General features: G+C 35.8%; 25 protein-coding genes. 7 read left to right on the forward strand and 18 right to left on the reverse strand.

Annotated features, from left to right (window positions below):
• Nucleotides 1-53: 53 nt before the first annotated feature.
• On the reverse strand, nucleotides 54-638 hold the full coding sequence (locus EJN90_RS13420) for a peptidylprolyl isomerase (protein WP_126112059.1): 585 nt from the start codon (nucleotides 636-638) through the stop codon (nucleotides 54-56).
• A gap of 140 nt (nucleotides 639-778) precedes the next feature.
• Here EJN90_RS13420 and EJN90_RS13425 point away from each other — a divergent pair, with 140 nt between their 5' ends.
• The 3 genes from EJN90_RS13425 to EJN90_RS13435 are packed head-to-tail and all read left to right on the forward strand — an operon-like array spanning nucleotide 779 to nucleotide 2,820.
• Entirely contained in the window at nucleotides 779-1,276 is a 498-nt protein-coding gene (locus EJN90_RS13425) for a divergent PAP2 family protein (RefSeq protein ID WP_126112061.1), read from the forward strand.
• 17 nt (nucleotides 1,277-1,293) lie between these two features.
• Nucleotides 1,294-2,286, forward strand: coding sequence for an NAD(P)/FAD-dependent oxidoreductase (locus tag EJN90_RS13430; protein ID WP_126112063.1), 993 nt, complete (start codon nucleotides 1,294-1,296; stop codon nucleotides 2,284-2,286).
• Between the two features lie 27 nt (nucleotides 2,287-2,313).
• Nucleotides 2,314-2,820: a phosphatidylglycerophosphatase A family protein gene (locus tag EJN90_RS13435; protein ID WP_126112065.1), complete on the forward strand. Its 507-nt coding sequence runs from the start codon at nucleotides 2,314-2,316 to the stop codon at nucleotides 2,818-2,820.
• Nucleotides 2,821-2,876: 56 nt separating this feature from the next.
• On the opposite strand, the gene EJN90_RS13440 is transcribed toward EJN90_RS13435, so the two are convergent.
• From EJN90_RS13440 to EJN90_RS13465, 6 genes are all read right to left on the reverse strand, one after another.
• On the reverse strand, nucleotides 2,877-3,494 hold the full coding sequence (locus tag EJN90_RS13440; protein WP_407657545.1) for a TIGR01906 family membrane protein: 618 nt from the start codon (nucleotides 3,492-3,494) through the stop codon (nucleotides 2,877-2,879).
• 2 nt (nucleotides 3,495-3,496) lie between these two features.
• Entirely contained in the window at nucleotides 3,497-4,264 is a 768-nt protein-coding gene (locus EJN90_RS13445) for a TIGR01457 family HAD-type hydrolase (RefSeq protein ID WP_227872630.1), read from the reverse strand.
• Nucleotides 4,265-4,283: 19 nt separating this feature from the next.
• The gene (locus EJN90_RS13450) at nucleotides 4,284-4,934 is read right to left on the reverse strand and encodes a YutD family protein (protein ID WP_126112071.1); all 651 of its coding nucleotides are present in this window, start codon (nucleotides 4,932-4,934) and stop codon (nucleotides 4,284-4,286) included.
• A gap of 9 nt (nucleotides 4,935-4,943) precedes the next feature.
• Nucleotides 4,944-6,353, reverse strand: a complete 1,410-nt coding sequence (locus EJN90_RS13455) for a bifunctional metallophosphatase/5'-nucleotidase (RefSeq protein ID WP_126112073.1) — start codon at nucleotides 6,351-6,353, stop codon at nucleotides 4,944-4,946.
• A gap of 107 nt (nucleotides 6,354-6,460) precedes the next feature.
• A complete protein-coding gene (locus tag EJN90_RS13460; RefSeq protein ID WP_126112075.1) occupies nucleotides 6,461-6,910 on the reverse strand; it encodes a MarR family winged helix-turn-helix transcriptional regulator in 450 nt (149 codons plus the stop codon).
• Nucleotides 6,911-7,005: 95 nt separating this feature from the next.
• The gene (locus EJN90_RS13465; RefSeq protein ID WP_126112077.1) at nucleotides 7,006-7,425 is read right to left on the reverse strand and encodes a PPC domain-containing DNA-binding protein; all 420 of its coding nucleotides are present in this window, start codon (nucleotides 7,423-7,425) and stop codon (nucleotides 7,006-7,008) included.
• A gap of 179 nt (nucleotides 7,426-7,604) precedes the next feature.
• Between EJN90_RS13465 and EJN90_RS13470 the strand changes: the two genes are divergently transcribed.
• A complete protein-coding gene (locus EJN90_RS13470) occupies nucleotides 7,605-8,795 on the forward strand; it encodes an IS256 family transposase (RefSeq protein WP_126112079.1) in 1,191 nt (396 codons plus the stop codon).
• A 27-nt stretch (nucleotides 8,796-8,822) separates the two neighbouring features.
• Here EJN90_RS13470 and EJN90_RS13475 read toward each other — a convergent pair whose 3' ends face one another.
• Together EJN90_RS13475 and EJN90_RS13480 are read right to left on the reverse strand one after the other, a co-directional pair.
• On the reverse strand, nucleotides 8,823-9,146 hold the full coding sequence (locus EJN90_RS13475) for a hypothetical protein (protein ID WP_126112081.1): 324 nt from the start codon (nucleotides 9,144-9,146) through the stop codon (nucleotides 8,823-8,825).
• Nucleotides 9,143-9,679 carry a response regulator gene (locus EJN90_RS13480; protein WP_126112083.1) on the reverse strand — a complete coding sequence of 179 codons (537 nt, stop codon included), beginning with the start codon at nucleotides 9,677-9,679 and terminating at the stop codon, nucleotides 9,143-9,145. The genes EJN90_RS13475 and EJN90_RS13480 overlap by 4 nt, the downstream gene beginning before the upstream one ends.
• A 407-nt stretch (nucleotides 9,680-10,086) precedes the next feature.
• On the opposite strand from EJN90_RS13480, the gene EJN90_RS13485 reads away from it, so the two are divergent.
• Both EJN90_RS13485 and EJN90_RS13490 read left to right on the forward strand, forming a co-directional pair.
• On the forward strand, nucleotides 10,087-10,608 hold the full coding sequence (locus EJN90_RS13485) for a GNAT family N-acetyltransferase (RefSeq protein ID WP_126112085.1): 522 nt from the start codon (nucleotides 10,087-10,089) through the stop codon (nucleotides 10,606-10,608).
• A 68-nt stretch (nucleotides 10,609-10,676) separates the two neighbouring features.
• Nucleotides 10,677-11,156, forward strand: coding sequence for a DNA-deoxyinosine glycosylase (locus EJN90_RS13490; RefSeq protein ID WP_126112087.1), 480 nt, complete (start codon nucleotides 10,677-10,679; stop codon nucleotides 11,154-11,156).
• A gap of 133 nt (nucleotides 11,157-11,289) precedes the next feature.
• On the opposite strand, the gene EJN90_RS13495 is transcribed toward EJN90_RS13490, so the two are convergent.
• The 4 genes from EJN90_RS13495 to EJN90_RS13510 form a co-directional block, all read right to left on the reverse strand.
• Nucleotides 11,290-12,513, reverse strand: coding sequence for a PTS sugar transporter subunit IIC (locus EJN90_RS13495; protein ID WP_126112089.1), 1,224 nt, complete (start codon nucleotides 12,511-12,513; stop codon nucleotides 11,290-11,292).
• 183 nt (nucleotides 12,514-12,696) lie between these two features.
• Nucleotides 12,697-13,476 carry a peptidoglycan editing factor PgeF gene (pgeF, locus tag EJN90_RS13500; RefSeq protein WP_227872522.1) on the reverse strand — a complete coding sequence of 260 codons (780 nt, stop codon included), beginning with the start codon at nucleotides 13,474-13,476 and terminating at the stop codon, nucleotides 12,697-12,699.
• Nucleotides 13,460-15,241 carry a DUF2207 domain-containing protein gene (locus EJN90_RS13505; RefSeq protein WP_227872523.1) on the reverse strand — a complete coding sequence of 594 codons (1,782 nt, stop codon included), beginning with the start codon at nucleotides 15,239-15,241 and terminating at the stop codon, nucleotides 13,460-13,462. The genes pgeF and EJN90_RS13505 overlap by 17 nt, the downstream gene beginning before the upstream one ends.
• Before the next feature lie 195 nt (nucleotides 15,242-15,436).
• The gene (locus EJN90_RS13510; RefSeq protein WP_126112091.1) at nucleotides 15,437-16,303 is read right to left on the reverse strand and encodes a hypothetical protein; all 867 of its coding nucleotides are present in this window, start codon (nucleotides 16,301-16,303) and stop codon (nucleotides 15,437-15,439) included.
• Nucleotides 16,304-16,528: 225 nt separating this feature from the next.
• On the opposite strand from EJN90_RS13510, the gene EJN90_RS13515 reads away from it, so the two are divergent.
• Nucleotides 16,529-16,981, forward strand: coding sequence for a DIP1984 family protein (locus EJN90_RS13515; RefSeq protein WP_126112093.1), 453 nt, complete (start codon nucleotides 16,529-16,531; stop codon nucleotides 16,979-16,981).
• A gap of 222 nt (nucleotides 16,982-17,203) precedes the next feature.
• Here EJN90_RS13515 and EJN90_RS13520 read toward each other — a convergent pair whose 3' ends face one another.
• Genes EJN90_RS13520 through EJN90_RS13540 form a run of 5 tightly spaced genes read right to left on the reverse strand, consistent with a single transcriptional unit; the run spans nucleotide 17,204 to nucleotide 22,561 of the window.
• On the reverse strand, nucleotides 17,204-18,487 hold the full coding sequence (locus EJN90_RS13520) for an extracellular solute-binding protein (RefSeq protein ID WP_126112095.1): 1,284 nt from the start codon (nucleotides 18,485-18,487) through the stop codon (nucleotides 17,204-17,206).
• Nucleotides 18,488-18,509: 22 nt separating this feature from the next.
• Nucleotides 18,510-19,802, reverse strand: coding sequence for an MBL fold metallo-hydrolase (locus tag EJN90_RS13525; RefSeq protein WP_126112097.1), 1,293 nt, complete (start codon nucleotides 19,800-19,802; stop codon nucleotides 18,510-18,512).
• Nucleotides 19,786-20,604, reverse strand: a complete 819-nt coding sequence (locus EJN90_RS13530) for a carbohydrate ABC transporter permease (protein ID WP_126112099.1) — start codon at nucleotides 20,602-20,604, stop codon at nucleotides 19,786-19,788. Before EJN90_RS13530 ends, EJN90_RS13525 begins: the two co-directional genes overlap by 17 nt.
• A gap of 2 nt (nucleotides 20,605-20,606) precedes the next feature.
• Nucleotides 20,607-21,488, reverse strand: coding sequence for a carbohydrate ABC transporter permease (locus tag EJN90_RS13535; RefSeq protein WP_126112101.1), 882 nt, complete (start codon nucleotides 21,486-21,488; stop codon nucleotides 20,607-20,609).
• Complete coding sequence (locus EJN90_RS13540) at nucleotides 21,488-22,561, reverse strand: ABC transporter ATP-binding protein (RefSeq protein ID WP_126112103.1); 1,074 nt, start codon at nucleotides 22,559-22,561, stop codon at nucleotides 21,488-21,490. Before EJN90_RS13540 ends, EJN90_RS13535 begins: the two co-directional genes overlap by 1 nt.
• Nucleotides 22,562-22,642: the final 81 nt, after the last annotated feature.

Below are 22,642 nucleotides of genomic sequence, written 5' to 3' on the forward strand. Positions count from 1 at the left end.
AGGAGAAAATGACAGACAGATATCACCCTTTATCATTGTGATAAGAGGATAAATTAAAATTCGAATCCTAAAATGACAATGTCTTCAACTGGCTTGTCGTTCGCTCCTTTTTCAACGTCTTCAATCGCGTATACGACATCCATGCCAGATTTCACTTGTCCAAAAACAGTGTGGCGATGATCCAACCATGGTGTGCCGCCATTTGTTCTATATTCCTCAATCACTTCTGTTGGCCATCCGCCATTTTCTAATTGTGAAAGCATGCTATCTTGAACTTGCTTATTTGTAACAATAAAAAATTGACTGCCATTTGTGTTTGGACCAGCATTCGCCATAGAAAGAGCGCCGTGGATGTTAAAGAGATTCATATTGAACTCATCTTCAAACGATTCTCCCCAAATGCTTTCTCCACCCATACCTGTTCCAGTAGGATCCCCGCCTTGAACCATAAAATCATTAATAACACGGTGAAAGATAATTCCATCGTAATAACCTTTTCTTGCAAGACCTAAAAAGTTCTCAACTGCCTTCGGTGCAAACTCCGGGAATAAACGTAAATGGATATCACCTTTATTTGTTTTCATAATTACATTTTCTTCATTTTCAACTGTTTCATTCAATTGTGGATATAAATTCATTATTTCTCCTCCTTTTATAACCATTCTAACATATACCATTTAAATCATTCCACATCTTCCGTCATTTTTTATTAGGTTACTCAAAAGCTTTCATGTTATCATATAACTATATTTTAATTTCTGATGAAGGATGCTTAGACATGATATTATTTAATAATTTCCCCTTAATTTGTTCATTAACAGCTATATTTTTTACCCAAGCATTAAAATTTCCGATTGCTTTACTGATGAAAGATAAAAAAACATCAGTATCCATTATCACAACTACAGGAGGAATGCCCAGCTCACATTCGGCTGGTGTAACCGCATTGATTACTGCTCTTATATTAGAGTATGGTTATTCTTCAGGTTACGTAGCAATCGCGACAACTTTTGGCGTAATTGTTATGTTTGATTCCATGGGAGTTCGGAGACAAAGCGGCGAACAAGGCATCGTACTTGTTCAAATGATACGAGAGTTGCGTAATCTCTCTCAACATCAACCAGACGCTTATGCGAATGAACCCATCCAAGATAAAAAAATGATTCTAAAAAAATATTTGGGACATAAACCTCTTGAAGTTTTTGTAGGATTATTAACTGGAATTGTGGTAGCCTTTGTTGTGAATCTTATTTATGTAAGATTAGGCATTTTATAAGTTTTGGAGGTTTTAATTTGGATAAAGAGAAAGAAATATTTGATATTACGATTATTGGTGGCGGTCCTGTTGGAATGTTTACCGCATTTTACGCCGGTCTTAGGCAAGCAAAAGTAAAAATAATTGAAGCCTTACCTCAAATTGGCGGACAGCCGGGTATGTTGTATGCTGAAAAAAAGATTTACGATATAGCAGCATTGCCAGAGATTACTGGAGAAGATTTAGTAAAGAATTTACGTGAGCAAATGAATCGGTTTGACACGACGATTCACTGTAACGAAGAAGCTTTTGATTTAACTAAAAATAAAGATGGTATTTTTGAGATTCAAACGTCCAAACAATTGCACTATTCAAAAGCAGTTATCATCACTGCTGGAAATGGCGCATTCCGTCCGCGTAAATTAGAAATTCAAAATGCAGATAAATATGAAGACGAGAACCTTCATTATTTTGTCAACAATATAGAAGGTTTCAGAGATAAGAGAGTTGCTATTTGTGGTGGCGGAGACTCTGCAGTAGATTGGGCACTCACCTTGGAACCGATTGCAAAAAAAGTATTTTTGATTCATCGTCGTCCGCAGTTTCGTGCGCAAGAACATAGTATCCATCTTTTAACAAAATCAAGCGTTGAAATCATAACTCCCTTTGTACCTGTAGGTATTAACGGCGATGGTGGAAGACTTTCCAGTGTCATTTTACAAGAGGCTCGTAAAGAAAATAAACAAGAACTTGAAATTGATGATTTTCTTATTAATTATGGCTTCTCCTCTTCAATTGGTGGTCTTAAAAAATGGGGTTACGAAGTGAAAGGTAATTCGATTCTCGTAAATACGAAAATGGAAACATCGATTCCAGGCATTTATGCAGTGGGAGATATTTGTACCTATGAAGGAAAAGTAAAATTAATTGCTACTGGATTTGGCGAGGCTCCAACCGCTGTGAATAACGCCATGGTATTTATCAATCCAAATACCCGAGTACAGCCAATGCATAGTACAAGTTTATTTTAAACAATCCTTGAAGGAGGAAAAATAAATATGGTAAAAAGTAGTAGTGAATTACACCAAAGAGCTCTAGCCCTTTTACAAGATCGAGGGGTAGAAATTGATGATATCGCTGAATTGGTATTGTTTCTACAGAAAGAATATGTGGAAGATATCTCAATGGATTTGTGTAGAGAAAATGTTCAATCTGTCTTGACTAAAAGAGAAGTCCAAAATGCTGTTATTACAGGCATCGAGTTAGATGTTCTAGCAGAAAAAGGGATTCTCTCTCAACCATTACAAGATATTTTAGTAAATGATGAAGGTTTGTATGGCATCGATGAAATTTTAGCCCTCTCTATTGTTAATGTATATGGTTCGATTGGTTTTACAAATTATGGATATATCGATAAAGTCAAACCAGGAATTTTAAAACGATTAAATGACAAAACAGATGAACATTGTCACACATTTTTAGATGACATTGTTGGAGCAATTGCGGCAGCTGCTGCAAGTCGTATTGCCCATGATGATCCTAATAAAAGTGAAATTATGAAATGAAAAACTTATAAAATCTCACAAAAAGACATCGATTCGGAAATTCGAATCGATGTCTTTTATTTTTGTTTAGACCAAAAATGCAACCCTGCTATTCCACCTTCCAGGATAAGGAAAACAGAGATAAAACAATGCATAAAAAATGATTGGGGCAAGGCTAGGATAATTGGGTCAGTCCGCCAATCGAATAACCAAGCATCATTATTAAAAAACAGTTCGTGAAAGGTAATGAATAACGAATTAAAATTCAAAAAAATAAAAATCAGGACGACAATTGGTATGACCATCATGATTCTTGTCGGCTGAATCATTTCCCATTTATCCCCTTCTTTTACTTTTTTCCGGATAAAGAAAAAGCTGTAAACCCCACTAAAGAACAGGATTGCATAGTCGAGCATAAACAGCCTCTTTACTTCATAAAAATGAAACAGTCCACTTTCAGAAGAAGGGAAATCAGGCATGTTTAATTCCGTAATCCACGGATAATTTAAATATTTTAATAATATACGATAGTTTTCCATAATTACTTCTTTCGAAAAACCAGTTAATTCCTCTATATTTAAATAACCAATATCAAAAGAATACAACGGCGTAAAATTAATTGTAAAAGCTATTGCAAAAGATAAAATAAATAAGAATATGGCTAAATAACCAAAAAAATTAGAAAGACGCTTCATAATCACACAATCCATTCAGTCAGATTATTTACAATATGTGTCGGCTTAGTTTCGATATATTCCAAATCTTCTCTTCTAGTAAAACCAGTTAGCGTCAAGATAGTATCGATTCCATAATTTATTCCAGCTAGGATATCTGTATTGTAGTTGTCCCCTACCATGGCAACCTCATCTTTCGACAAGCGCAACTTTTCTAGTGCCCCATCCATAATATGCGAATAAGGCTTCCCAATAATAATTGGATCTTTTTGAGTACTTGTTTTTAAAAAGGCAGTTAAGGAACCTGCTCCTGGTATGAATCCATTTTCTGTCGGAATACTAGTATCAGGGTTTGTCGCAATAAACTCTGCTCCATTTCGGATGGCGTTGTTTGCGATCACAAGTTTTTCATAGGTCATCGTTCGATCCAAAGATTGAATAACAACATCGATTTCTTTATTAGCAAGAATAAGCTCATTTTCTTCTGCCTGTCGTATCAATGCCGGCTCCCCGACAATAAAAGTACGTGCAGAAGGATGATGGTGAGAAACATATTCTACTGCTGCAATTCCGCTTGTATATACAAAGTCAGGACTCGTATCAATTTGACAAATCTCTTTCAAGTAATTTGCGACTTCTTCTGGTGTTCGTGTAGCATTATTTGTTAAAAATAAATGGGGTATTCCTTTTGCAACTAACTCCTCTACAAATACTTTTGCAGTCGGAATCGGCAATGTCCCACTATACATTGTTCCATCTAAATCGATTAAATATCCTTTATAGTGTTTGATTTCTCAACTCTCCCTATCTCTAGTCATTTTTTTCGTGAATTTGAAAACTGGTCTTTGGTTGATTTGTTTTCGATTGTCTTGAGTTTGTTTCTTTTCGCTGCTTCTCATTCTTTTTTTGTGGGGTTGGTCTTTTTTTGCCATCCGTTTTTATGGAAAAATTCTTATTGTGATTTTTATCTGTTTGCACTTCGTCTTTACGGTCTTTGTTTTGGCGTTTTTTTCTGCGTTTACTTTTATTCTTATTTGTTTTTTCACTCTGTTCTTTTTCTAAAACAAAATAAGCACAACCAAAATTACAAAATTCATATAAGTAATCTTCCAGAAAATTAATTTTTTTGTCGAAAGGCGCTCGATGATTATCTTCTTGATAAAAACCTTTTAAACGCAACTGGTCATATCCCCAGTCTCCAACAATATAATCATACTTACTCAAAATACTATTATAACGTTCGGCAAGTGCTTCTGGCTGAACGGCTTCTCGGTAATTTACCACTATTTTATAGGTGGCATTTTCAACTTTAATTTGCTTTTCATTCAGTAATTCTACCTTACTTAAATGAACAGGTTTTTCTTCTTTTTTTTCCGGTTCTTCTACTGTTACTGTAATAGAATCAATTTTAGATGCAACTTGTTCTTTTACAGATTCTTTATTTTTTTTATTTGCATTCACGTTATCGCCTCATTTGCTGTATAAAATAGGAAAGTGATCCTCTAAATATTTACTCACGACATCCCTCAAAAAGTAAGGAAAGAGTAATTCACTTTCACCTTTATTTTCTATTAACGGAAAGAATGAAACGTATCGATAATGGTCGACAGTTACAAATTTTATTGTATCACCCTTTTGGATAATAGTTCCATTATAATAAATTATTTTGTTATCAGTATCTACTTTGATCCCTTTATAACATATTTCACCAAATATTTTCCCACGAAATCCCATGCCAGTGACCTGTCTTACTCGTAATTCTTCTCGCATTTTTTCCATTCCAAAAATCAAATCACAAAAGTTTTGTCCTGACATTTTACAGCTGATTAAGCGCATAGGATGCGGAAGAATATGGTGCAACGTTTCTTTTGAAATAATTCCTGCCGGCAAATCATCTAAAAATAGACCAGAATTTAGTATACCAATATCAATATTAGCAAATTCCGTGATCGCTTCAAGTCCTAAATCGACTAAATCAGTATGATTGTACCACTCTGTCTCTAAGGTAAAAGGAATATCTGCTATTTCTTCTTCACGCAGCATTTCGACTCCTTTATCCCATAAACGATTTATCTCAATTTCATCAAGTTGAAGCTCCGGTAAATCTGCACAGGTAATCAATTCTGTTTTAATAGAAGTGATCACCTTCTCCTCAGAATAACCTACTATTGTATGACCGATATATTCTCCCCACTTGCCTCCGCCAGTGAGTATGGTTCCATCGATGAGTTTACCTTGTGGTAAAACATGATGGGTATGTGCGCCCATAATTACATCAAGATCTTGATACATTTCTGCCATGTGTTCATCCTCAATAATCCCCATGTGGGATAATAGAATAATTATATCCGTTTTCGGTTTCATTTCTTGAAGAAGACCTGGAAGAACTTCATAGGATTCTTTTGGCTGCCAGCCATTCGGTAAATAACTTAAATACAGGGGGGCAGTTAATCCTGTGACGCCAACTCGTATCCCATTTTCCAATACCAAAATAATATAGGGTTGAGCCCAATCTGGCAAGTTTTTATCTTCTATATCAAAAAGATTTCCTAAGACAACTGGGAATTTAGCTTCTTGAAAGAGTTGATTTAATACAGTTTTTGTATTACCAATTCCTTCATTATTTCCAATTGTTACGGCATCAAATGCTACGCGATTCATTAACTGAACATTTGCTTTGCCATTGGTTGCTTCTGTCAATGGGTGAACCCGATCTAAAAAATCACCTATATCAAAAATTAATACGTCTTCATTATTCTCTTCATGTTCTTGCTTTTTTTGATTTAAATATCTGCGTATTTTCGGCCAGTTTTCGAAATGTGAATGTAAATCATTTATGTGATAAAGATGAAGTTGCTTCGATGGATGTTTGACTTTCAAAAATATCCCCCATTTTTTGCAATTAGAAAAATGCGACAACAATTCGTCATACACTATTTTACCATACAATTTAAAAACCTCAGGAAGCAACCTGAGGTTTTTAAACTTTATTTTGTTTTGTTTAATTCCTCTACATGAAGCCCCACTTTTTTTACTAATTCAACGTATTGTTTTAACTCATCTGGCTCTAGAACCGAAAAAATTTCTTCAATATCTTTTTCATTTAGTGGAAAGATTTCATCCATTACTTTACGGCCTTCCTCTGTAATTGCAGTAAAGATGACACGTCGATCTGTCTCACACGGTTTGCGAGAAACAAGACCTTTTGACTCTAACTTATCAATGACATATGTAAGGCTACTACTTGCTAATAAGATTTTTTTCCCAATATTTTGAATTGGCTGTTCACCTTTATGGTATAATAGCTCCAATACTCCAAACTCAGATGGATTTAAGCCAAAATTAGAGATACTTTTTTTAATGCTTTCTTGCACATGTTGAGAAGACCGCATTAAAACTGTTAATGCTTTCAAAGAATCGTTCGTACGGCTAGACATCCTGTCCCCTCCATTCACCCAAACTATTTCGATTTCGAGATAATAATACCACCTTTTCAACCTCAAGTCAAAACAATTAATAAAAAAATTTCAAGCTAAATCTCCCATAAATCTAATCCAGTTTCTTTTTCATGGAAGCGAGTCAGTTCTGTATCTACTATCGTTATAATTATTTCAGCCGTAGCACTAATCACTCCGTAGTCTAAGTGTCCTGCAATGGCTTTTAGATTCTCTCGACCAAAAGCAGCATGCAAATGAACATGAGCTTTATTGTCCATGCGTGTGATATTCCCATTTAACGAAACCATTTCCATAAACTCTGTATAATCTCTTAGGTCGTAATCTTTTTTTTCAACATCATAAACCATCAAGCCAACCTTGTCACAAGCGCCAATTCCCTGCACAATACCGGCTTTCACGTTCCATTCGTCAGCTAATTTCAAAAGTGACGCATTAATGTCTTCACCAATTTCCAAGCGACAAAATAGTATGTTCCCTTTTTTAGTTGATTTCATTATCTATCTGTCCTTTTCATTTATTTTCTTTAGTATAAAGTAAAAGAATTTATTTATAAAAGAATCCGGTTTATGTATTCTGTCCGAGAGTGTAAAATATTTTGTGTAAATAGAAAAAAGGAAGTCCCTTCTGTAGAATAGAGTTACCACAACACATTCACAGAAGAGAGGACTTCCCTATGAACGATTTTACTACAGAAATTCTAAAGACTCTAGCAAACAAAGGCGATTTGAATGAATTATTCCGTGTCCATTTGGAGAAAGCAGTCAATACGCTTCTCAAAACGGAGTTAACAGCTTTCCTCGATTACGAAAAGTATGATCGCATTGGTTTTAACACGAGGAATTCTCGTAACGGCTCCTATGACCGTACGGTCAAGACCGAGTACGGGGAACTTCATCTCCAGATTCCGCGCGACCGCAACGGCGAGTTCAAGCAACAGACTGTTCCTGCTTATAGACGGACGAATGATACCTTAGAGGAGACCGTCATTCACCTCTTCCGAAAAGGTATTACCATGTCGGAAATCGCAGACTTGATTGAGAAAATGTATGGGCATCACTACACGCCCCAAACCATGTCCAATATGACTAAATCATTTACGGAAGAAGTCACTTCATTTAAGGAACGTGAGCTTCATGACCGTTATTCCGCTATTTATATGGACGCAACCTATATCCCTTTAAAGCGGAAAACCGTTGCCAAGGAAGCCATTCATATCGCAGTAGGCATTCGCCCGGACGGTTCAAAGGAAGTGTTGAGCTATGCGATTGCACCAACTGAATCTATCACGATTTGGGAAGAGATTTTAATAGACCTCCAGGAACGTGGCGTGAAAAACGTCCTCCTTTTCATCACGGATGGCTTAAAGGGGATGGCAGGGGCCGTGCAGCGGTTCTACCCCAAAGCCCGTTTTCAACATTGCTGTGTGCACGTTTCCCGTAATATCAGTCACAAAGTGCGTGTCGATGATCGTAAGGAAGTCTGTGATGATTTTAAAATGGTGTATCAAGCGTCATCTAAAAAGGCGGCATTGGAAGCACGTGGTGCTTTTGCGGAAAAATGGAAAACCAGCTATCCAAAAATGGTGGAATCGATCCTTTCGAACGATTACCTGCTCACTTTCTATGATTTCCCATTAGTCATACGCAAGACTATTTACTCTACGAACGTGATTGAATCCTTTAATAAGCAAATCAAGAAATACAGCCACCGCAAGGAACAGTTCCAAAATGAAGAGTCGATGGAACGTTTCTTAGTCTCGTCTTTTGATACTTACAACCAAAAATTCCTAGGTCGCAGTCATAAAGGTTTCCAACAGGCCGAAGGCGAGCTCGAACAAATGCTGAGTCAACCGATGGAGAATTAGAAACAATCTACAGTAGGGAAGAACCATTTACACAAAATTATTGACGCTCCCACTCACCACTCCTATAAAAACATCAAATGATAATAGTTTTTTAACACTTTCTTCAATTTCTTTTACGATAATATCTCGGTACAATTCGATATTTTCTTTGGTATCGGCTAGAATGATTACAACATTAGATGTAAACGCAAACACTTCACCATTTACATATTTATTCATGATTTTTCGAACAACATTTGAAAGAGAATACTTCATTAATTCAAATTGATTGATGGCACTTTCATCTTCAATTATCGAAGACCGATCGATATTTACATTGATGAGAACTTTCCAGCTTCCACTTAAATTCAATTGATATAACTGAACTGCAAGAGATGATTTGTTTCAGCCATTGAAGTGCTCTCATAATTTTCCATTATTAAGGACAATAGGTAAGACATTCTGACGACATCAATATCTTTTTGATAATTTGCTTCAGCTAGCTTTAAATCCCTTGCCTCTCTTTGTTCTTTGTCCAAGTTCTTCTTTACTTTTTTCAGTGTTTCTTCTAATTCAACTCTTGATATAGGTTTTAGTAAGTATTCAATAATATTCAGTTTGATACCACTAATTGCATACTCAAATTCATCATATCCGCTTAAAAAGATTATCTTTACCGATGGATGTTTTTCTCTGACTTCTTTCGCCAATTGAATTCCATCCATAATTGGCATTTTTATATCAGTAATTAAAATATCCGGTGTGTTCTTTTCAATAAATTCTAACGCTTCATCACCGTTGCTTGCTTGACCAATCATTTCAAATCCGGCCTTATTCCAGTCGACTAACTCTATAATTGATTCACGAATCATTTGCTCATCATCTACTAATATTACAGAATACACTTACCTTCCCCCTTTTATCACATCCATCAATAAGTTTACTAAACCGTTTACATTTTTTCATTTTAATAAAGCAGATAAAGTATTTTTTATCTTCTTATTAAGTCGGTTAAAGAGAAATGAAATGAATCATTCTCCTTAAAAAATCCCAGTTCTAAAAATAATTAGCTCTGATTAACCCTATCACAGGTTTGAAAAGTAATGGTAGCTCCAATATTTTTCGTATCGTAATAGGCATTACTATCATTCGCCACCCCAGGTTCTATTCTAAAAACGGTATAAAACTCACCATCAATGACAGATTGCGATTCTCATTTTTTATGAGAAATTAATTGACCACGATTAGAAAATGTTATACTGATAGAACAAGTCGGTTGTAAAATTTATCATTTAAAAAAGGAGCTCAAGTTATGTTGATTAGATCCCTACAATCGGAAGATTTTAAAGATGTTGAGAAGTTGATTCGAGAATCTTTTTCTAATACGGAATACGGATACGAGAATGAAGCAGAGCTAGTTGAGAGGCTTCGGCAAGAATCTCATTACAATCAAATGTTAGAAGTTGTTGCTATTAGTGATAATCAAATCATAGGACATGGATTGTTAAGTGAAATAAAAGTTGCAGATGAAGATAGAAAATGGATTGGGCTTGCCCTTGCCCCGATTGAAGTATCGCCTCAATCACAACGAAGAGGCTATGGGAAAGCTCTTATAAAAGAACTGGAAAAACGAGCGGTCGAATTAGGTTATGCATTTATCATTATTTTAGGTCACCCAGAATATTATCGAAAACTCGGTTACCAACTTGCAAGCAGCTATCAAATACATGCGCCTTTCGATGTTCCAGAGGAAGCTTTCATGGCAAAAGAAGTTATTGATGAAGGGTTACAGAATGTTCATGGAGTTGTTCAATATTCTGATGCGTTTCAATGAAAAATAAAGATCGATGTAATATAAACATTACACAATATGATCTCAGCTATTTTTTTAGGAGTGATATTATGAAACAGGGTTTAGAACCCATTTATAATGAAAATACAGAAATACTAATACTTGGAAGTGCTCCTAGTGAAAAATCATTAGAGCTTCAACAGTACTATGGTAACAAAGGAAACTTTTTTTGGAGAATTATTTTTTCGTGTCTAAATACAAATGATCCTATCGATTATCAGGAGCGTTTAAAATTGCTTAAGGAAAATAAGATTGGCTTGTGGGATATCTTTGGTCGTTTCGACAGAAAAGGAAGTTTGGATAGTAACTTTGTAACAGTTAAACTAAATCATTTTGACAAAATTCTATCCGAAACTTCCATTAAATTAATTATCGCAAATGGAAATACAGCCCATCAGCAAATCGTTGCTTCCAATATATTTAATGAGTATAGGGTAATAAAATGCCTGTCTACGAGCGGAGCCAATAATAGAAAAATGGTCGAAAGACAAAATGAATGGCAAGCTGCCATCCAGCCTTTTCTTTTCTAAATGATATAGATTTATTTATGGAGGCTACTATCATGGAACAATCAAAAGAAAAATGAGCTTGGATTATTTATCCAGCTCATTTTTTACACTTATGAAATATTAGAGTTTTATCAATTTTCTTTACTCGGAATCTTTACGCTCTTTCTTCGCGTTCCAATACCATTTGTTTTTTATCAACTGCCCTAAAAAATGGTAGATAAATTAAATAGGAAATAATGATTGTACATAATGACCACACCGCAGCGCCAACATCTCCATTAGTTGCTAAATAAGGACCAATAATGGGGGGCGTCGTCCAGGGCAGTTGTAATACAATTCTGCCAATCAAGTTCAATCTCATGAGAACCACAGTGGCTGTTCCTAAAACCATCGGCGTTAAAATAAATGGAATTGCCATGATCGGATTCATGACAATTGGAAAACCAAAAATTATCGGTTCATTAATGCAAAAAATTGCCGATGGAAAAGATAATTTTCCTAACTCCCGATAGGTTTTGCTTTTTGCAAAGACCATAGCAATTACCAGTCCTAAAGTAGCGCCAGATCCGCCAATATTCATAAATAAGGTCCAGAATCCTTCAGCAACTTCATGCGGTATTGGATTGCCATTTCGAAAAGCTTCCACATTTGTACCGAAGTTTGCTAAGAATATTGGCGTTGCGATTCCTGATAATAGATTTGGGCCATGAATTCCGAATGTCCATAGTCCTAATGCCAAGAAAGTATAGAGGAGAAGTCCTGGAATCGTATCTAAACCAAATATAAACGGCTTAAATAACAATTGTAAAAATGCATTTATATCGACACCTAAGAGAACTTTAATAACCCAAACGAGACTAAGTATCATTAGAGCAGGCACCAGACTTGTGAATGATTGCGTCACCGCTGGAGGAACTCCCTCCGGCATTTTTATCACTAAATTTCTTTTTAATACAAATCTTGTAACGAAAGTTGTGAGAATTGCTGCTAAAATCGCAGTAAACATCCCTGTTGCGTCTAAGTCTGCTGGATTGATTGAATAGTCTTCCCCAACTGTTGCAAGTAAAAATGCAACAACAGTAATGATTACGTTCGATAAAGGCTCTAATCCAAAATTTTTCCCCATGCTATATCCAACGCCTATTGCTGCTATCAATCCCAACATACCAAAGGTAACATTGACCATGGAACCCAGCATTCCAGAGTATGGCTCAATAAAATCTATCCATGCCTGTATCGGAAAGTTTCCAATAATTAAAAAGATACTGCCGATAATCGTAAAAGGGACAGTAAATGATAAACCATCACGTATTGAAATCAAATACTTATTTTCACCAATTTTACTCAAAAAAGACAGTACTTTTCCCGCTCTTTCCATTTTTTCCGCCCCTTTACCGCTTTATTCATATAGATTGTAAGTCTCTTTTAGTTTACTTCTCCTATCCAAAAAACACAAAAAAGTAATGGGATAACATCTATTAGAATTAAGATATACAGAAAGTAGAAAGACATAAGATTCAGCCATCATATAACCGAGTCTTGTGTCTTTTCCTTTTCTTCCTCACATCATCATTGTAATAATACCATTTAGCTGGTAATTCTTTCCTTCTTTTCTTGCAGAATGTAGTCGTTCACTATTATAGGTAGATTCTCTGCACACATCAATTTGGGATGCTTTTATTCCTGATTCTCTTAAAATTAATAAATTAGCATCAATCATACTCAGTAAAAATTTCTCCCCATGAGGTTTGAAAAATTGATTTCGATTTTCGAAATGCTCAAATGCTTCATACACTTCTGCCCCTACCTCATAATTATCTTGATCAATGGAAGGTCCGATAAAAACTAGCATCTGCTCTCTTTTTGAACTGAATTCTCGCTCCATTTTTTCAATGGTTTCAATAGATATCCGTTGAAGGGTACCTCTCCATCCGGAATGGACGCTGGCATGGACACCTTTAACAGGGTCAAATAACACAATTGGAGTACAGTCAGCAAATTTAATTAACAAAGCTATTTCATTTTTATCTGTTATGAGTCCATCTGTATCGGAAAATACACGACCAACAACAAATGCATCTCCATTCTGTCCATCACAATATACTGTTTTTTTTCCATGAGTTTGTTTGCCTGAATAGATAACTTTAGGAGAGATTTTCATTTCATTGAAGGCCCTCTCAACTTCATCAATTATTTTTTCACCAACGTTTTGGTAACGAAAATTATAATCTGAACCCGCAATAAAACTAACCAACCCATGTTCTGCTAATAATTTTGAATACATAGATGCTTCCTCTTTCAATCGATTAATAGAAGAACCCGATCTAACGAGCTCCTCCACCGCCGCCTCCACCAGCACCGCCTCCGCCGCCAATAGAGGTTGTCCCGCCTCCACCAGCAGATGCACTGGAAGTAAGGCTAGAACTGAAACCACCGCTTGCTAATCCAGTAGACCAATTTTGGTTAAATCCTGTTGTACCATGCCAATACCAGTAATAATAAACATAATTATTATCTTCATAATAATCATCTGGATTCGGTATAAATTCTTTGAATTCTTTTGTTAACTCTGCTCCCTTAAAGTATAGTACTTTCCATAAAAGATATTCTTCCAAAGAGAGCTGGATTGATGAATCATCCAGACCTTTTAATTCCATTTCTTTTAAATAATTATCAAATTGGACTAATCGGTCAAAGAGTTCGTCCCCTTCTGTACTAGCAACCGCCACCTCTTTGTTAGATCCCCATACCGTTATTTCTTCAAAGCGAATCAAATCATTTCTTTGTAAATAATCTTTGGAGTAATCAACTAAAAACTCTGAATATTCTTCCACTTCTTTCGCGTGCTCTTTTGCCCATCTTTTGATACGATCGTCATTAACAAAACCTCGATTATCTGCAGCGTCCAATAACATAATCCATAATCCTGTCTCATACAATTCGTTTTCATCTCGTTGCAAATCTTCTACATATTGCGCAAAGGGACGATTATGAAGTTTGCACTCTTCCTCATAGTTAAATATTTCTATTTCTGTTTCATACGTTTCGCTAAACATAGTGTTTTTTTCAGATGTGTTCATTTGAATTCGTTCTTCCATAATCCATTTTAATAAATATGCGGAGAAATAATCTTCAAAATAACCATACGTCATTTGATGCAGTAAATAAGCGATTCCTGCATAATCATCACCTTGGAATGGAATCTTATCATAAACAATTCCTCTATTATCAACAATTCTTTTTGAACCTGTCCGCATTTGACCAGCTTCTTCTTTCGCTTTTTTTATTTTAGAAGCGTAATTAATGCCTAGAGCAGCTCCCCCCGCACCAAGAAGAACGAAGGAAGAAACTATAATAATTGGAATGCTATCTGAGCCAGCTTCATTATTATAGGAAGAACCCTCCATCGCCATCTCGCGTTGTTCTTCCAAGTTCATATCCACACTCACTTGTGTATTGAAAAAACCTGCTGGAAACTGAAGCAGAACAGTGACATCGTTTCGATTGTCAACCTCTTCAAAGGCTTCCCAAACAACCTGACCGTTAACTAGTTGGATATCGCCATCAAAGCCAAATCCCCAAAGTTTTGTATTTTCCTCTGTGAAGGCTTGCGCTCCTGATATTTCGACAATTAAATTCTCTGCCGGAATATCTGAGAATGTATCAAAATTCCAAAGTAAAGCCTGTCCATCTTCCAGTTCTCGAACTAAATTTGAAAGTGTGTACGTCACTTCATAGGTGTTTTCTCCGTATGTGCCAATTCCCCAAACAAGTTCAAGCCCATCACTTGTCTCTAAAATTCCATATTTTCCAGCCTTTTCTTCTAGAGATTCACCAGAATCCCAATCTTCAACTTCTTCAAAGCCAGTAACAGAAAAATCAAGTAATTCAGAATCTTGCAATTCATCCATTACGATAAAAAGCTCTGTTCCCTCATCCATGTTCATTCTACGGTGTTCCGTTATAATCCCGGAGCCGTCTTCTTGCAGCTCTACTTCAATCTTCATGTCCGTTAAACGGTTTTCCGCAAAAGCTGATTCACTAAAGGTCAAGTTTAATAAAAGCGCTAAACCAAATATAAAGCCAATTTTTGTCAAGCTTTTCATTTATTCATCCCCTTTTCTGTCAAAATTCAAAAAACTTCTTTTCCAGTATACCAAAAATAGCTATTGAATACTTTTGGAACAGCTAAGTAAATCTTAATATTTTCGATATTTGTCATCCACGATGACATAATTCTTATGGTTTATTTTATCCTACTGAGTCTTTTACAATACTTATTTCGATCATTCTATTCTCTTCTATTGATTCGCTTGCTGGTTAAAATAGCTATTGTAAATCAATACAGAACTAGTCGGGAAGTCTTGGGCGACTTCTTCAAAAGGAAGATAGGCAAATTGAATGATTTCTTCTCCTGTTACAAAGAAATAAAATGCATTCAGCACCACATTTTCTTGGTTTTCCACTGGTTGAGCGGGTACCATGATTTGATTCAAAAGTTTGCCATTATAAATTACTTCTGACACCGTAAAAACTTGTGGTTGAAGCTCTTCAATCTCCTCTACAGTAAACAAATTTCCTAAAACTTCGAATTCTTCTGCATTATTAAGTTCGACATTATAAAAACCTGGTGTGACCGAAGAAAAGACAAGATGGTCATCAACAAAATAAAATGTTATTTCTGCGAGAAAGGAAGAGATTTCACTGAATACTCCTCCTTCTTCATCAGGATAACGATAAAAGACCATTTTTTCATTTTCAGTAATTTCTGTTTCTGCTCTTTCAATCGTTTCATCAAAGAGGGCATCAATTTCCGCACTCGAAGAACCCTTGCTGCTCTCTACCGCTTCAATATCTCCTAACGTGTATTCTCCTGTTACACGTACATAATCTAGCCAAGCTTGATAACCGGTCGTGTTAGAAAAAGTTGTATCAGTAATTAAACCGTCAAACAGATGATCGGTCGTATCTGTATTTTCTGGAGTTTCGGTCACTACACTCGATTCCGATTCCTGACTACTACTCGTCTGCTCCACAATTGATTCCTCTGACTCCAATACAGAAATTGCACTTTCTGATGAACTGGAAGGATCTGTAAGTTGCGCTGAATTACAAGCTCCAAGTAAAATAAAAGTACTAGATAATAGAAGTATCCTTTTATAATTCATGTTTATTAACTCCTTTATTTCTATTTTAGCCAATCAGTAATTTCTATTCTAACTTTACCAATAATTAGTAAGAACCGGTAACAATATCAATTTAGAACGACTTAGAATTTTTCAAAATCATTTTACTACCTTTTCTATAGGCAATACTGATACAATTTACTTAAGCGATTTTTATAAGTTCGTCTTTTGTTTTATATAATATTACATCATGAAAGGAAGTTTTTTATGAAACTTGCAGAAGCATTATTACTTAGACGAGATTTTGAATCTAAATTATCTGCTTTAAAACAAGAAATACAAGCTAATTCTTTGATTCAAGAAGGTGATTCATTGGATACAGAGATTGAAGAATTGATTCAAGACTATGAAAAAATAAACAAGGAGTTCTCAGAACTTGTAGTGAAAATTAATAAGCGAAACGCTTCTAGCTATCTACAAAATGGCCAAAAGTTGATTATCGAAGCTTTGGAGGAAAGAGAATCTTTAAGAAGGATCCATAGTCTGCTTTCAAATACAATTGAATCAACGAACGATTATAGAAGGCTTGGACGCAATGAAATTCGAATGATTCGAACAATTGATACAAAAGAATTAAGCAAAAAAATGAATGATGTATCAAAGAAACTACGAGAATTAGATGGACAAATTCAACAAACCAATTGGCTTGTTGAATTATAAAAAAATGGGTGGGTAATCAGAGGCGAGCACGAAGCGAGTACTGGCTTACATGTACACACATAGAGGTTTGGCAGAAAATCATAATGATTCAATGACTGCTAATGAATTACAACAGTATCAATTATTTTTTACTAATTAATGACCATGTGCTGATCTGATTTTGGTAGGGAAACACCCCTCGACTTAATGTCGAGGGGTGTTCGTTTTATTCAGCTTTTAAAATTATTGATTCCAAACATCCTCTAGCTGTGGAACTGAGTTCTCAATTAATTCGTCAATATCTTTGTCCGTATTAACTAAAATGTTTTCCATGATTGAACGAATCTCGTTATATGCAGGATCAGCATTTTCTTCAACTGGAATGGAGAACAATTCTTTTGTTGCTTCATTCAAGTGTGCGGGAACTTTTGTTTCCGTAGAGTTTTTATACTCGTCACTGTTCACAACTGATTCAACGATCGGCATATAACCAGTCGCAGTAGCCCAATATAATTGGTTTTCAGGTTCTGACAAGAATTTCATGAATAAGAATGCTGCAGTACGTTCTTCAGCTGCTGCACTGTTAAACATGTAGATATCGGTACCTTGTTGCAAGTTGATTGGTTCTGGACGAGCTGCTACGCCATACTCAAATTTTCCTTCAGTATCTTGTTTTACATATCCTTCACCAGCAATGGAGCCTACAAACATTGCAACTTGTTCATTTGCAAATGGACCAGATAAGTAACCGTCTGAGCCAGCAATACGGAAGTAGCCGTCACGTACACCATCTGCATAATAATTGATTACTTCTTTTGATTCTTCACTAGTAAGATCTAAATCTTTGTTAATGGAAATCCCTTTGTTTTCCATTCCAATTGCATAATAGTTGTTTAATGAGTCAAATCCTACTCCTACTACTTCTCCATTTGATTGTTCATAAATCGATTGAGATGCTTCTTTTAATTCTTCCAATGTTGTTGGAACTTCAACATTATATTCCGCCAACATATCTGCATTATAAAACAACATTTCTGTAGACTTGTTAAATGGAACGCCGTATTGCGTATCATTGATTTTTGCACCCGCTAAAAGTGAATTGATAATTTCTTCTTGATCTCCCCAGCCAATTGTTTCGTCATCGATGTATGGTTGCAAATCAACAAGCATTTCGTCTTGTGCTGCATTCCAAAGCCAACCTGGGTATGCTTGAGTAATTGTTGGTAGATCGTTAGGAGATGGCAAAGTAGAATTAATTTTTGCTTGTAGGTCTGGATAAGACGATTGATTTTGTAGTTCTACTTTAATGTTTTCATTTTCAGCCATAAAATCATCGGTTAATTTTACCAACGCTTCTTCTTGGGCACTGTTCATTGCATGCCAAAATGTAATGGTTGTCTCCTCTGGCAACTCAGTTAGAATTTCATCATTGTTTGCAGTTCCTTCTTCATTTCCACTTCCACAAGCTCCTAGTACAAGTGCTGCTGTTGCCACAAACATTTTTGTTGCCAATTTATTGATCTTCATTTTGTTACTCTCCCCTTATCTATTATAAAATAATTTTATCGCCGCGATTCGGCAGTATTCTTTTTCCATACGGATTTTCCAGCTTTTCTGGTTTTAATGTATGGATGGGAACCAAGAGTTTCGGTTCAATCATTCGAATAATTTCATTCAAATCCTCTTCAAATGCATGTCCTGAAAGGGAAAGTCTTACAAAGCTTACTTGTAATTCTTCCAATAAATTCAAGAAAATTGCATATTGAGGATCGAAATCACCCAATGGCTGTGCATCACTATGAACGTATAGGCCTCCTCCTTGTAAGTTTTCAAATTTATTAACGACCTGCCATAAATATGTGGTTTGATCGTTGATTAAAACTTCGTATGGCACTTCAAGCTCTGGATCTAATGCTTGAATCCTGCTATTTTCTTCCGCATAATAGTAACGGACTTTTAGATTACGTACTTCCTGAAGTAAGGCAGCCATATTCGCTTCCAATACAACTGTACGCGGTGAAAATTCAATTAATTTTATGAAACGAAGGACATTTGCTGGATAACCATTAAAAGTAATTTGTCGTTCTGGATTCTCTTCCATCAAACGAACAAACTCCTGTACCAATTCCTCCTCAGACAAAACACTAATCTGATCAGCATCGGCTTCTCTTTCTGGAAAACTAATACTCACGCCTTCCATCATCAACAAATCAGTATGTCTCGCTTGTTTACAAAAAGCTTCTGTTTTCTCACGGTCGTAACCATGCAAACGTAAATCGCCCGTATAAACAAGGAATTGATCCGGCGTGCGGATAAGTAACGCTGCTGCCCCGTATGCATCGTGATCGACTGGAACAATTTCCACACTAATTTCACCTATTTGGATGACATCATGCGCTTCAAGTCCAATCAAGTCTCGGGTAAAGTTTTTCTCTTCAAAAGGTGAAGGTATGAGGAAATCGCCATTTCGATTTAAGGAACGAAGAATTGTTTTCGTCTCTTTCATCGTATACAGCGGAATTTCAGGATCCAAATAGTTAATCATTTTAGAATGATCTAAATGTGCATGAGATAAAAAAACAGCTGTATGTTGGTATTCTTCACCATCATTTCCTTGGTAGCTGTATCCCAATCTTTCATCATATAATCCTTTTAATTCAGGTATTAAACGATTGGTTAATAAAGTAGTTAACTTTTCATCGGTCAAATTCAATTCTGGGCGGTATTCCGTACCAAAATCGAAAAAGATGTGTGCATCTTTATAAGCAACCTCGATAATCGTTCCACCGATTGTTAGAATCCCACTATGAAACGACACGGTTGTTTTAGCCTTTGATTCCATTTTTTGCCACTCCCTGCATAATTTCTTTTCTAAAGATTAAATAAATAATTAAAATTGGAATGACCGTTAATGTTGCTGCTGCCATTTGCAAATGTACAGCACTGCCACTTTCTGTTGTGAATGCAGACAAACCATTATTCAATAATCGATATTTTTTTTCATTGGTAACTAAAAGCGGCCATAAAAACGAATTCCAGCTGGAAATGAACGTTAAAATGCCTACTGTTACAAGCGCTGGCTTCGACATCGGCACCAATATTTTACGTATATATTCTATATCGGAAGCTCCATCAATTTTTGCCGCTTTATAAAACGTACTAGAGATACTTTGTAAGTATCCATATAAATAGTAAATATAGAAAATACTTGTTAAAAATGGAATAATCAACGCAGAATAGGAATTCAATAACCCCATACGTGAAATCGTGTTGTAGTTCGTGAAAATAATTGACTCATAAGGAACCATTAATAAAGAGACCATGATACCCATTACTACTTTTTTGAATTTGAACTCTAAGCTAGTCAATGCAAAAGCAGCCAGAATTGCTGTAAAAACTGTTGCAATGGTTGTAACGGAAGATACAAAAACTGTGTTAAGGAAATAACGTAAAAAAGGAGCCTTTTCAAATACTTCCGTATAATTCGACCATTGAAAAGTTTCCGGAATAAGTGTTGGCGGAATACTGGTTGCTTCACTATAAGTCATTAAACCAGCGAGCATCATATAAATAAAAGGAAAGAGGGTCACGATTGCCATTATCCCCAAGAAAGTCAAAGAAATAACTGTTACAAAGTGTTTCATATCTATCTCCCCACTCTCTTCAAGATTTTATTTTGGATGAAGGTAATCAATAAAATAACAATGAATAAGATTACCGTCGCTGCCATGGCAATCCCCGGTCTTCCGGCAACATGGAATTTATCATAAATATAAAACACTGCAGTCGTTGCGCTTTTTGCAATTCCCGGTTGTCCATTAAACAAAGCATAGACTTGCGTATATACTTTAAAGGCAGAAATCAGATTCACAGTAAGCAAAAACGTAATGGTTGGTATCAATTGCGGGAATGTAATTCGGCGGAATATTTCCCAACTGTCTGCACCAAACATTTTGGCAATTTTATAATGTTCTTCATCAATGTTTCGCAGTCCTGCCAAAAGGATAATAATATTGAAAGCCAAACTCGTCCATATCCCGAAAATAATCAGAGTCGGCATACTTAAATCTACATCATCCAGCCAATTCAACCCTGGAATACCAAAGAAACCTAGAACATAATTTACAATTCCGTAGGAGCCGTTAAAGAAATAACGGAACACAATACCAATCGCAATGGTACTCGTTACATAAGGCAGGAAAAAAATCGTTTCAAAAAATGTCTTATGCTTCACTTTTTCAAAAATAATCCATGCTATGGCAAGCGATATAATTAATCCAATCGGAACGACTGTAAAGGCGAAAAGTCCGGTATTCCCCATTGCTTTGTAAAAAACAGGATCAGTAAGCACCCGTTGATAGTTTTCTATTCCTGCGTATTGAGGATTAATCAGCGTACCTTTTTGAAAACTCATAAAAAAGGAACGATATAAAGGATAAATGCTGAATAAAATAATGATCACTAAAGCTGGAAGAAGGAAGAACCAAGCCTTTAGTTGATTTTCGGGATTGTAACTTCTTTTAAACATTAGTAGATTCGCTCTCCCGTTTTCTTAAAGATAAATGCTTTCGAATAATTTAAATCAAAAGTCACTGAAGTTCCCTCTTCTATTTCATCTTCAATACTGACAATGGATTTCATTCGATCCAAACCAATCTGGAAATTCAAAATTCTTTCGCGACCTATTAATTCTACGTTCGTCAATTCAGCACTGAAGATTCCTTCATTTCCTGTTGGCGAAAAATCTTCTGGGCGAATCCCCAATACATACTCCCCATCAGGCATAGAATCTTTGAAACGAGCTGAAGTAAATCGTGACACTGGAATTTGGAAAACATCATTTTTCATCAGCCCATCTTGAACGGTTACCGATAATGTATTAATAATTGGATTTCCTATGAATTTCGCCACAAAAAGGTTGGCAGGTTCCAAATATAAGTTTTGTGGATCATCATTTTGTTGAATAACCCCTTCATTTAGTAAGATAATTTTATCACTGATCGATAGAGCTTCTTCTTGATCATGTGTAACAAAAATAGTCGTAATCCCTACTTCTTTGACTAAACGACGGATTTCTTCTCGAATTCTTAAGCGAAGACGTGCATCCAAGTTACTCAACGGTTCATCCAGTAGTAATACTTCTGGATTTTGAACCAATGCCCGTGTAATAGCCACCCGCTGCTGTTGTCCACCAGACAATGTACCGGGTTTTTTATCATAGAGTTCTTCAATATTGGTCAATTTCATAAATTTTTCAGCCGTTATCTTTGCTTCTTCTTTCGGAATCTTTTTCTGACCGACTGTCAGAGGAAACATGATATTTTCTAATACCGTCATATGCGGGTATAATGCATAATTCTGAAAAACGAATCCGATATTGCGGTCTTTTGGTTCGGTCTTTACCACCGAGCTACCAGCAAAGCGGATATCTCCGGCAGAAGGACTTAATAAACCTGCGATCAGGTTAAGGATGGTTGATTTCCCACAACCACTCGGCCCAAGCAAACAGACCAAATCACCTTTTTCTATTGTAAAATCCACTGATTTTAAAGCTTCAAATCCATTATCGAATACTTTCTTTAAATCGATAACTTCTATCATAGGACAGCCTCCAATATTTTATGATGTCTTAAATTAAAAATAATTTTTCAATAATTTAAGAATAGCAAATAAACAATTTAT

The organism is Jeotgalibaca ciconiae, from assembly GCF_003955755.1.
GTDB classification, from domain to species: Bacteria; Bacillota; Bacilli; order Lactobacillales; family Aerococcaceae; genus Jeotgalibaca; species Jeotgalibaca ciconiae.